The sequence below is a fragment of the Acinetobacter sp. AKBS16 genome, assembly GCF_002899995.1.
GTDB lineage: Bacteria > Pseudomonadota > Gammaproteobacteria > Pseudomonadales > Moraxellaceae > Acinetobacter > Acinetobacter baumannii.
Genome location: NZ_POYH01000074.1, coordinates 2,081 through 3,221, shown reverse-complemented (window position 1 = coordinate 3,221; position 1,141 = coordinate 2,081). Strand labels below are relative to the sequence as shown.

2 protein-coding genes are annotated in these 1,141 nt (G+C 44.8%); both read left to right on the top strand.

Features of this window, described 5'->3' with window-relative positions:
* The coding region (locus tag C1642_RS13250) for an acetyl-CoA C-acyltransferase (protein ID WP_146035333.1) at positions 1–642 on the top strand (642 nt) is incomplete at its 5' end.
* Positions 643–644: 2 nt separating this feature from the next.
* On the top strand, positions 645–1,141 hold a 497-nt coding region (locus C1642_RS19410), incomplete at its 3' end, for a lyase family protein (RefSeq protein ID WP_265734996.1).

Below are 1,141 nucleotides of genomic sequence, written 5' to 3'. Positions count from 1 at the left end.
CAACAACGCACCGCAAGCGCGCAAGCCAAAGGCTTTTTTTCTAAAGAAATCGTGGCAGTTGAAATCCCTCAGCGTAAGGGTGATGCGGTGGTGATTGATACCGATGAGCATCCTCGTGCATCAACCACACTTGAAGGTTTAAGCAGACTTAAACCTGTGGTTAAAGCAGATGGCACAGTTACTGCGGGGAATGCTTCAGGCATTAACGATGGTGCAGCGGCTCTGCTGATTGCTTCTGATGATGCAGTTCAGGCTTACAACCTAAAACCACGTGCCAAGATCATTGCTTCGACAGCTGTAGGTGTAGAACCACGCATTATGGGTTTTGCTCCAGCACCAGCCATTAAAAAATTACTTAAACAAGCCAACCTGACTTTAGAGCAAATGGATGTAATTGAGCTCAATGAAGCCTTTGCTGCACAGGCTTTGGCAGTGACCCGTGATTTAGGCTTACCAGACAACTCTGACAAGGTAAATCCAAATGGTGGTGCCATTGCTTTAGGTCATCCACTTGGTGCATCAGGTGCACGTCTTGTGACGACAGCTTTAAACCAGCTTGAACAAACAGGTGGCCGTTATGCCTTGTGTTCAATGTGTATTGGGGTAGGTCAAGGTATCGCATTGATTATTGAGAGAGTCTAATCATGAGCCAGTTATATGCCAGCTTGTTTTACCAAAAAGACGTCACTGAAATCTTTAGTGATTCATCTTTAATCACCTACATGATTCAGGTTGAAGTTGCGTTAGCCCAAGCGCAGGCACAAGTTGGCGTGATTCCTCAAAATGCAGCAAATACCATTGCCCAAGTAGCTGAACAGGCGTTAGAAAAGTTTGACTTTTCGGCTTTGGCGGTAGCAACTGGCTTAGCTGGGAATATCGCAATTCCATTTGTAAAACAGCTTACGGCAATTGTTAAAGATACTGATGAAGATGCTTCGCGTTATGTGCATTGGGGAGCAACCAGTCAGGATATTTTAGACACAGCTTGTATTTTGCAATGCCGTGATGCGTTGAAAATTGTGGAAGGTCAACTTCAACAGTGCTACACCACAGCATTACAACAAGCTAAACAATATCGCCATCAAGTCATGATTGGGCGTACATGGTTACAGCAAGCTTTGCCAATCACTTTAGGGCATAA